The organism is Nitrospira sp. BLG_1 (assembly GCF_047338595.1).
Taxonomy (GTDB): Bacteria; Nitrospirota; Nitrospiria; order Nitrospirales; family Nitrospiraceae; genus Nitrospira_D.
The window spans coordinates 1-9,409 of sequence record NZ_JBLFBO010000072.1 but is presented as its reverse complement, the minus strand read 5'-3'; the positions used below and the strand labels follow the sequence as shown (position 1 = coordinate 9,409).

The 9,409-nt window shown below is 56.0% G+C and carries 6 protein-coding genes; all 6 read left to right on the top strand.

Annotation, left to right across the window (positions count from 1 at the left end; translation table 11 throughout):
- A partial coding sequence (gene ispH, locus ACMTNU_RS19625; protein ID WP_413936985.1) for a 4-hydroxy-3-methylbut-2-enyl diphosphate reductase occupies positions 1 to 941 on the top strand: 941 nt, incomplete at its 5' end.
- Between the two features lie 263 nt (positions 942 to 1,204).
- Entirely contained in the window at positions 1,205 to 4,897 is a 3,693-nt protein-coding gene (smc, locus tag ACMTNU_RS19620; protein ID WP_413936984.1) for a chromosome segregation protein SMC, read from the top strand.
- Positions 4,898 to 5,324: 427 nt separating this feature from the next.
- Complete coding sequence (locus ACMTNU_RS19615) at positions 5,325 to 5,582, top strand: hypothetical protein (protein WP_413936983.1); 258 nt, start codon at positions 5,325 to 5,327, stop codon at positions 5,580 to 5,582.
- A gap of 426 nt (positions 5,583 to 6,008) precedes the next feature.
- Positions 6,009 to 8,192 carry a squalene--hopene cyclase gene (gene shc, locus ACMTNU_RS19610; protein ID WP_413936982.1) on the top strand — a complete coding sequence of 728 codons (2,184 nt, stop codon included), beginning with the start codon at positions 6,009 to 6,011 and terminating at the stop codon, positions 8,190 to 8,192.
- Positions 8,189 to 9,016, top strand: coding sequence for a hypothetical protein (locus tag ACMTNU_RS19605; RefSeq protein WP_413936981.1), 828 nt, complete (start codon positions 8,189 to 8,191; stop codon positions 9,014 to 9,016). The genes shc and ACMTNU_RS19605 overlap by 4 nt, the downstream gene beginning before the upstream one ends.
- A gap of 2 nt (positions 9,017 to 9,018) precedes the next feature.
- A partial coding sequence (locus ACMTNU_RS19600; protein ID WP_413936980.1) for an MlaE family ABC transporter permease occupies positions 9,019 to 9,409 on the top strand: 391 nt, incomplete at its 3' end.

Sequence of the window (9,409 nt, the reverse complement as noted above, 5' to 3'; positions counted from 1 at the left end):
CCCGTGGGTTTTGCGCCGGTGTCGATCGGGCGATCGATATCGTGGATCTGTCGCTCAAGAAATACGGCGCGCCGATTTATGTTCGGCATGAGATTGTTCATAGCCGCCATGTCGTGAATACTCTTCGCCGGAAGGGCGCCGTCTTCGTGGAAGAGCTGAATGAAGTCCCCGAAGGGTCGGTGGTGATTTTCAGCGCCCATGGGGTTGCGAAGTCGGTTTGGGAAGAAGCGAATCAGCGGCGTCTGCATGTCATTGATGCGACCTGCCCGCTCGTGATCAAGGTGCATAATGAAGTGAACCGCGACTATACCCAGGGCTATGAATTGATCCTCATCGGGCATGCCGGACATCCGGAAGTCATCGGGACACTCGGACAGGTTCCCGACAAGTTTCACTTGGTGTCGTCGGTCGAAGACGTGGAAAAACTGAAGGTGGACAATACGGTCAACCTCTCGTATGTCACGCAAACCACGTTGAGCGTCGATGAATGTCGGGACATTGTGGGGGCGCTGCATCAGCGGTTTCCGAACATCAAAGGGCCCCATCAAGAAGATATCTGTTACGCCACGCAGAACCGGCAGAATGCGGTCAAAGAGTTATCACGTCTCGTGGATGTCATTTTGGTCATCGGGTCTCCGAACAGTTCCAATTCGAACCGGTTGCGAGAATTGGGAGAGCAGTGCGGCATTCCCTCCTACCTTATCGATTCGGCTGCCGATATCGATCCTGTCTGGCTCGAAGGAGCAAAGGCCGTCGGTATTGCTGCTGGCGCCTCAGCGCCGGAGATTCTGGTCACGGAAGTAGTCGCATTCTTGAGAGCGGCAGAGCCGTTCGAAGTCGAAGAGTTAACAGTGATTGAGGAAGATGTCGAGTTCCTTCTGCCGAAGGAACTGGTTCAAATCGAGTCCTCGAAGAAGTCGATGGCCAGCGTTCCCAGATAGTGTAGAACGTGAAAACAGCCATCGCCTGCCTGGTTCCTCCGCATAAAGGAGGTACTGGTGCGGGTAGCTGATTGGTAAACGCTGATCTTTGATTCCTATCCCTAACAAAGTCTATAAATTGTAGGGGGTGCGATGAGCGCCCCCTACCTGCTGTGTTTTGATTTTGATTTCCTCAGATCTCTATGGTACAAGGTGCCGGAGTTTTCGGTTCCCGAGGTCTGCTCGTGGAGTGGGGGTGTGTCGCGTAACGATAAGGTGAGCTGATGCATTTAAAGACTATGAACATGACGGGCTTCAAGTCGTTTGCTGAGGCGAAGATCGAATTTCCCGAGGGCGTGACCGCGATCGTCGGGCCGAATGGAAGCGGGAAAAGCAACGTTGTGGATGCCATCCTCTGGGTATTGGGTGAACAGAGCACCAAGACGCTCAGAAGTGAAAAGATGGAGGATGTCATTTTCAACGGGACCGAGCTCCGAAAGCCGCTGGGAATGGCCGAAGTCTCTCTGGTCATCGGCGGGCTTGATCCCACAATGATGAAGCTCGACGGGAGCTCGAGTCTTCCCAACGAGTTGACCGAAATGCAAGAGATGATGATTACTCGCCGATTGTACCGTAACGGCGAAAGCGAGTACCTCCTCAATAAGGTCCACTGCCGGCTCAAGGATATTCGCAGCTTGCTGCTCGATACGCGCGCGGGAAGCAAAGGGCACACGGTGATCGCCCAGGGGCAGATCGATCAGATCTTGAACGCGTCTCCTCAAGACCGGCGTGAGTTGATCGAGGAGACAGCCGGTATCGTGCGTTACAAAAAGCAAAAAGCCGAAGCGTTGCGTAAGCTGGAAGCGACGCAACAGAATCTGCTCCGTGTCCGAGACATCGTGGCCGAAGTCAAGAAGCAGTTGAATTCTCTTGAGCGGCAAGCGCGCCAGGCGCGAACCTATCAGACCTTGCAAGGGGAAGTCCGTGTGATCGAAGTGTCGCTGCTGACCAAAGAGTTTCGGGTCTTGCGGCAGGCGTTGCAGGATGTCGAGGGGGAGGTGCTCACTCTTGATCAGCAGGAATCAGAAAAGGCGGCTGAGCAGGCCCGGCTCACGACGGATCTTGAACAGGCTCGGCTCGATGCGATCGGCATGTCCGATACCATCGGCAAAATTCGTGAAGAGTTGGCAGGTGTCGAGCAGCAACAAGCCCAAGCCTTGACCGCTGCGGAGGTCGAACGGAGTCGGGGACAATTGTTTGGACAACAGCAGGTGCAGGAGTCGGCTGAGCTCGAGGAACTGGTTCGTTCGCAGGACCAGGTGTCCGAAACGCTGCAGACGATTGAGGCGTCCTTACGGTCGGTAGAAGAGGAAATGACGCTTCGGGTTCAGGCGCTCGAGGAGTTGGATCAGGAACTGATGCGGTTAGTCAGCCAGCGGGCGGCGGCTGTCGCGGAGGAAGAGCGAGGCCGCAAGGATGTGTTGCAGTTGGCCGTACTAGTTGCGAATACCGAACAGGCCATTTCGCAATTAGCGAGACGCATGGAAGATCTCGTGGGGCGTGGTGCGCGGTTGACTGCCGAGCGGGAGGAGCTTGGAGGCCAGCGTGCTACGGCGATCGATCGGCACGAGTCATTGCGGAAAGAGTATGGAGAGGCCGATCGGCGAGTGTCGGAACTGCGCGCGGAGCTACGGGCGGTGGAGGAAGAGTCGGCCCAAGCTGGAGGGAGTCTGCAATCGTTGGATCAGGTGATCCTGCGCCGGTCAGAGGAATTGGCGGGTGTCGATTCACGTCTTGAGGCGCTCCAGGGTGTGGTGCGTGAAGAAATGGGCTATGGTCGGCAGGGTGCGCAACAGGGCCCGCAACAGGGCCCGGCCTTGAAGTCGTGTGAAGGCGTACGGGATGCGGTGGCCGAGTGGCTGGTCATTCCATCCGGGATGGAACGTGCGGTCGAGGCGGTATTAGGGGAGCGTGTTCGGGGGTGGTTCGTGGATGAACCGTCAGTCGGCAAACGGCTGATTCGGTTTCTCCAGCAAGAAGCGCTTGGGCGAGGCAGCTTTATCCCACAGCGTCCGCGATGGGAAGGAGCCTCGACCGCCTCGTGGTGGCCGGCGATCGCGGCGGAACCCGGTGTGGTCGGGCGAGCGGTTGATCTGGTCCAAACTGATGCCGCTCGCGCCGCAGCTCGCGATGCCCTGTTCGATCGCGTGGTGATCATTCGGTCCTTGGACCAGGCACTGCAGCTGTGGGAAGGACAGATATGGGGTGCTCCTCACGGACCGATCCTCGTGACGTTGGATGGAGAAGTCGTGGATGCTTCGGGTATCGTGACGGGTGGTCAGGTGCAAAGCACACCTGGTTTGCTCGAGCGTCGTCGAGAGGTGATGGACCTCGAAGCGAAACGACTTTCGTTCGTGGCGGAACTTGATCAGAGTAAGCAACAGCGGGACATGGTCTTTGCTCAGATTCAGGTGCTCATCCAGCGTGGCCGCCAGCTCGGAGATGATCTGCGTGAAGCGGAGATGCAGAATCTGTCGTTGCGTAAAGATGAGGAAACGCTGCAACATGTGCTGGCCGATCTCGAGCAGCGCGTACAAGCCGTGGATGCAGAAATTCAGGAAGGCCTCGGTGAGCGGGGGCGGGTGGAGGATGAGTCCCAATCGGTGCAAGCTCAATTGGGGCAATGGATTGCAGAGAAAAATGGTCAGGATGCCTTGGTGGCGAGAGTACGAGAACGTTTGATGCTGCTTGACCAGACGATGAATCAGCACCAGGAGCACGTGACACAGGCCAAGCTCACTGTCGAAGGGTTACGTGCCAAACGGGAACACGAACAGTTGAATCGTGCTCGTGTCATGCAGCAGATTCAGGAAGCCGAAGAGCGACGTCGCGCTTTGGGTGAACATCTGAACAGCCTGAAGGATTTGATTGAACAGAGCCGAGAGCAGCAGGTTTTGCAGGAGACGCGTTGCCAAGATCTCGGTGTAACCGCCGGACAGGTGAAGGGCGAATTGGTTGCGGCCCAGGAACGACAGGCGCAGCACATGGCCGCGAGTCACACGCTTGAAGCCGGTTTGGAGGAGGTGCGGCGAGGGATGTCGGCTGTTCGAGAGGCTCGAATGACCGTGGAGGTTCGCCGTGCCGAGGTTCGTATGCACTTAGGGACCGTAGAGGGTACGTTGGCCGGTACCTATCAGATCGATCCGCTGACACTCGTCGCTCCCCCACCTCAATCAGATGAGTCGGCAGGAGAGGCGGATGCCGCCGTGCAGCAGGAGACGGACGAGCGTTCGGATGTCGAGCTGAAAGAACAGTTGCAGAAACTTCGAGATCGGCTGGATCGCATGGGCCCCATCAATTTGGCTGCAATCAGCGAGCATCAGGAATTGGAGGAGCGGCACACCTTCCTGTCGGCGCAAGAACAAGACCTCTCGAACTCAATCGCCTCCTTGAAGGAGATCATCCAGCGCATCAACCGGACCACGAAGGAGATGTTTGCCGCCACATATGATGAATTGCAGCAGAAGTTCACCGAAGTGTTCGGACAGTTTTTCCCGGGAGGACGAGCTGAGCTGCAGTTGATCGAGGAACCGCCCTTGGAAAACGGAGAACTGTCCGGCAATCAAGAGCCTGGCATTGAGATCGTCGCACAACCGCCGGGCAAGCGGCTTAAAAGCATTACCATGCTGTCGGGCGGAGAAAAGACTTTGACGGCGATGGCGCTCTTATTTGCGAGCTTTCTCATCCGGCCGACGCCCTTCTGTCTGTTGGACGAAATCGACGCGCCGCTGGATGAAGAAAATATCGGGCGGTTTACGGCAGTCTTGAAAGACCTGGCGCAGAATGCCCAATTCCTCGTCATTACCCACAATAAACGCACGATGAGCATCGCTGATTCGCTCTTCGGTGTGACGATGGAAGAGCCCGGTGTGTCGAAGCTCGTGTCTGTACGGCTTGGAGATCTGCAACCTGCCTAATGTGTTGGCTGCGTAGGAGAGGCTCTCGCCTGGATGCCTCTCCTGTCATGACATGAGGCCGTGGATGTCCGGTCTCTGGCCTGAATGAGTAGTCGTGTAATCGGCGTTCATTTTTCCCAGTTGAATCGTTTCTGCGTGAACTCGGGCAATGCTCTGTTCGGCGAACCTGTAAGTTGTTCGGCGGTTCCCTCACTGACATCGATGATTCGTTTGCGGGAGTCGGGGTTGTGCTGGCTGAACTCAGGGGGCGTCCAAGGGAGCACGGACGACCTCGAAGGTAAGCGTGCCGATGTGATGCACGAGGTTCGTCAGCGATGTCCGGTAAGTCTCCGGCTGGAAAGATGGTTTTTGTATAGGAGTGAGGATAGGCTCGGGTATTCTGTAGGTGCAGCAACAAGGAGATGTTACCACCATCGAGGAGGTAAGCGTGACACCTGTCCAAGGACCAGCCAGACACCCGTATCTGCGATCGGTCGGTGATCTTGCCCGTACGCAGGTGATTTTGGAGACACTCTGTCCTTCCGGCGCAACGATTGATGGAACGTGTGTCAGCCGGGAGGATGAGGAGAGGGTGGAGGAGCCAGGTGATCATCCGTTGGATCCTGCCATGGGGATTATCAATGGACTGCGGTTATCGGTTGTCCTATGGGGCGTTATTCTCCTGGGTGTTGTATTGATATGGTGATCCGCTTCTCCCGCAGCGGCACGACATCACGTGTTAAGAGATTTTCTTATCGGACTCCTTGTCGTTTCTCAACCGGATTCTCTCCCTATCGCGATGGCGGTACTTGCTGGCCCCCTCCAATTATCACTCAGTATGCGGTGGGACTCACATGAGTTTCGCTACACGATCTGGGATGGTCCCACGTCGGGCCTCAACATAGGTTTCCAACAATCTGTGTGTCATCACTGCAGTAGTCATACTGTTGACCAGATGCGAATCTGGTAAGTACATCAGGCACTTCTGCATCGCTCACGCTTGACTCGATTTTGGGTGTCTGTTATAACGCAGCAGTGCTTGTGTAGGGTTTTTCGAACACATACGGGGAGACCTGTTGTAGATGACGGTTTCTTACCTGCCGCTCGTTGTTGTTTTGAGTCCTAACCATTCATGAACCTCATTAAGGCGCTCTTCAACCGCCTCTCTGACAGTTTACTCTCCGGGACACCGGGACGGCTTGACCATGCAACGGAGTTCAACCCCGTCGCATCGCTTCGTCTGGTGTCGGAGAAGCCGGTCGTACTTCCTGCGTTAGATGCGGCCACAGGCCGTCGTCCAATGGGACATGCTGTGGGGCAGCCGGATTCGGTTGATGATGCGATCAAGCGGAGCCAATCATGGTTCTTCACCCGCCAACATGCCGAGGGGTACTGGGTTGCGGAATTGGAAGCCGATACCACTCTCACGTCCGAATATCTGATGCTTCGTCGATTCCTCGATCGGGTGGATCCCGAACGGGAGGTGATGGCGGTTCGATATCTCAAGTCGATGCAGCTTTCTGATGGCGGATGGCCCATTTATTATGGGGGGCCGTCGGAGATTAGCGCTTCAGTGAAGGCGTATTTCGCGTTGAAGCTGAGCGGGGTGTCTGCGGATGAACCGTTTATGGTTCGAGCAAAGGAACGCATCTTGGCCATGGGCGGTGTTCTCCAGGCCAATGTGTTCACGAAAATCACGCTGGCCTTGTTCGATCAGTACGATTGGGAAGGGGTCCCCCACATGCCTGTGGAGATCATGCTGCTTCCCAAGAAATTCTATTTCAGTATCTATGCGATTTCCTATTGGTCAAGGGCGGTTTTGATTCCATTACTGATTGTCTTCGCTCACCGGCCGGTCTGCCGGATTCCACGTCATCAGGGGATCGACGAGTTGTACCCAATTCCACGCGAGGAGGTGCGGTACTGGAAGTATCCTCCGTTCAACAAGGATCAGGCCTGGTTTACTCCGCATAACTTCTTTGTCGCCTTGGATTTCATGTTGAAGTTGTATGACCGGATGCCGATGCGGGCGTTGCGAGAGAAGGCACTGCACAAGGCCGCATCCTGGATGGTGGAGCATATCAAAGGATCCGGGGGGCTCGGCGCGATCTATCCGGCGATGGCCAACTCCATCATGGCTCTCGAATGTTTGGGGTATAAGACCGATGATCCGCTTGTCGTCAAGGCGTTGCGTGAGATTGAAGAGCTGGAGGTCTACGATTCGGTGATGATGGACGGCCAGTCCTTGCCCACGTTGCATTTGCAGCCCTGTTTTTCACCTATTTGGGATACGGCGTTGTTGACGAATGCGTTGGTCGAGGCCGGTGTGCCGCAGGATCACCCATCGCTCCAAAAGGCAGGCCGCTACCTGATGGCCCGTCAAACCAAGGCGGTAGGGGACTGGATCATCTCCTCACCGAATGCACAACCAGGTGGGTGGTATTTTCAGTTTGAGAATGAGCTCTACCCGGATGTCGACGATTCCGCCGTCGTCATCATGGCACTCTCTAAAGTAAAGATCCCCGATCAAGAAGGTGAGCTCGATGGCTCCATGCGCCGCGGCATGCAATGGGTTTTGGCCATGCAAGGTTCCGACGGCGGTTGGGGCGCCTATGATAAAGACAATAATCGAGTTGTCTTCAACTACATTCCGTTTGCCGACCACAAAGCCTTGTTGGATCCCAGTACGGCTGATCTTGCTGGACGGTGTTTGGAAATGCTTGGTGCATTGGGGTATGACCAGACACACCCCTCTGCCGGACCGGCGCTGGCCTTCTTGAAGAAACAACAGGAGGAGGACGGGAGCTGGTATGGGCGGTGGGGTGTGAACTACATCTATGGGACATGGTCCGTATTGGCCGGCCTGCGCGCCATCGGTGAAGATCTTTCGGCTCCCTATATTCGCCGTGCCGTGTCCTGGCTGGAATCAAAACAGAATCCTGACGGCGGGTGGGGCGAGTCCTGTCTCTCCTATCGAGACGATGGTGATTATCATGGAACAGGAGAGAGCACGCCATCCCAAACGGCATGGGCACTCATGGGCTTGATGTCGGCCGGAGCGATCGATTCCTTCAGTGTCGCGCGCGGAGTGCAGTTCCTCCTTCGGCAGCAAACGAAGGATGGATCATGGCAGGAGATTGCCCACACCGGTACAGGATTCCCTCGTGTCTTTTACCTTCGATACCATTGGTATTGCCAGTACTTCCCCTTGTGGGCGTTGGCGATGTATCGCAACTTGCGTTCTCGTGGAAAAACGCGAGCTGACGAACTTCGCCATCATCTCAAAGGAACTGATCTCCCTCGGGCCGAGCATTGACCCCCGCCGGTCTTCTTTCTCCCCTATCTTTGAATGGGCAGACGAGTACGCGCATTGCCGTCTGCGCTGCGACACCATGGGAAATGAGGGCGATACGGTCGGCCTTCCATCCTGTGGTTGAACAAACTGCCGGTGGAATTCCTATGCTGGTGCATGTTGCCGGGGAACAAGAATATTGGTTGGTTCAGACCGGTGTCGGTCCGGAAAAGGCACGGCGATGTGCTGCCCGGTTGCTTGATCACCAATCCTTCTCTCTCATGATCTCCACAGGGTTTGCCTGCGCACTGATCGCAGTGGGTATTGGCGCGCTTTTGGTCGGGCATGAGGTGGTGTCTAGCGGTAGGGATGGCCCGACGTCCGTCTCACCTATCGATGTCCCGGGCGAAGCACGGGATCGTCTAGTCGGGTGCATTCAGGCCATAGTGCCTGAGGTGCACATGGGTCGCTTTGTCTCGACCGATCATGTGATCGGGAGTGCTTCAGAAAAACGAGTGTTTGCAGACAAGACACAGGCGATCGGCCTCGATATGGAAAGCGCAGCCTTGGCTACGGAGGCCAATCGAACCCGTACTCCGTTTGTCATTATTCGAACGGTCTCGGATCTTCTCGATGAAGATCTTCCGCTTGACTTCAATCTCTTTCTCAGGCCCACTGGGTGGCTCAAAGGGATCGGGACTGTTCTGGTTGCTCCGTCGTGCCTCTTAGGGATTAACCGGCTTCGTCGGCAGAGTGGGGTGGCTGCGGAGGCATTGACGGCCTTTTTCAGACAATATGCTGCGACGATGATGCATCAACGGCAAGAGCATAGATCGGCACCAATGTAAGCATGAAGTTTCTTGAAACGCTAGGTCGATGGGCGCTTACCTTCGTGGCCGAAATGGGGCGCATGCTGATCTTTGTGCTGTCGGCCTTTGGCTGGTTGGCACGTCCCCCGTTTCGAGCCATTCAAACCGTCAAGCAACTCCATTTTATCGGCTATAAATCGACGTTTGTCGTTGTGCTGACGGCGACCTTCACGGGTATGGTGCTGGCGTTACAGGGGTATCATACGTTGCGGAAGTTTGGATCGGAGGGGTTGCTTGGCGCAGCTGTGGCGGTCAGTATGATTCGTGAGCTGGGGCCGGTGTTGGCAGCGCTGATGGTGACAGCGAGAGCAGGCTCTGCCATGACGGCGGAGATCGGAATCATGCGGATCACGGAACAGATCGATGCGCTCG

Coding starts and splice junctions, on each gene's coding strand:
- smc (WP_413936984.1), top strand. CDS start 1,205: ATGCATTTAAAGACTATGAACATGACGGGCTTCAAGTCGTTTGCTGAG.
- shc (WP_413936982.1), top strand. CDS start 6,009: ATGAACCTCATTAAGGCGCTCTTCAACCGCCTCTCTGACAGTTTACTC.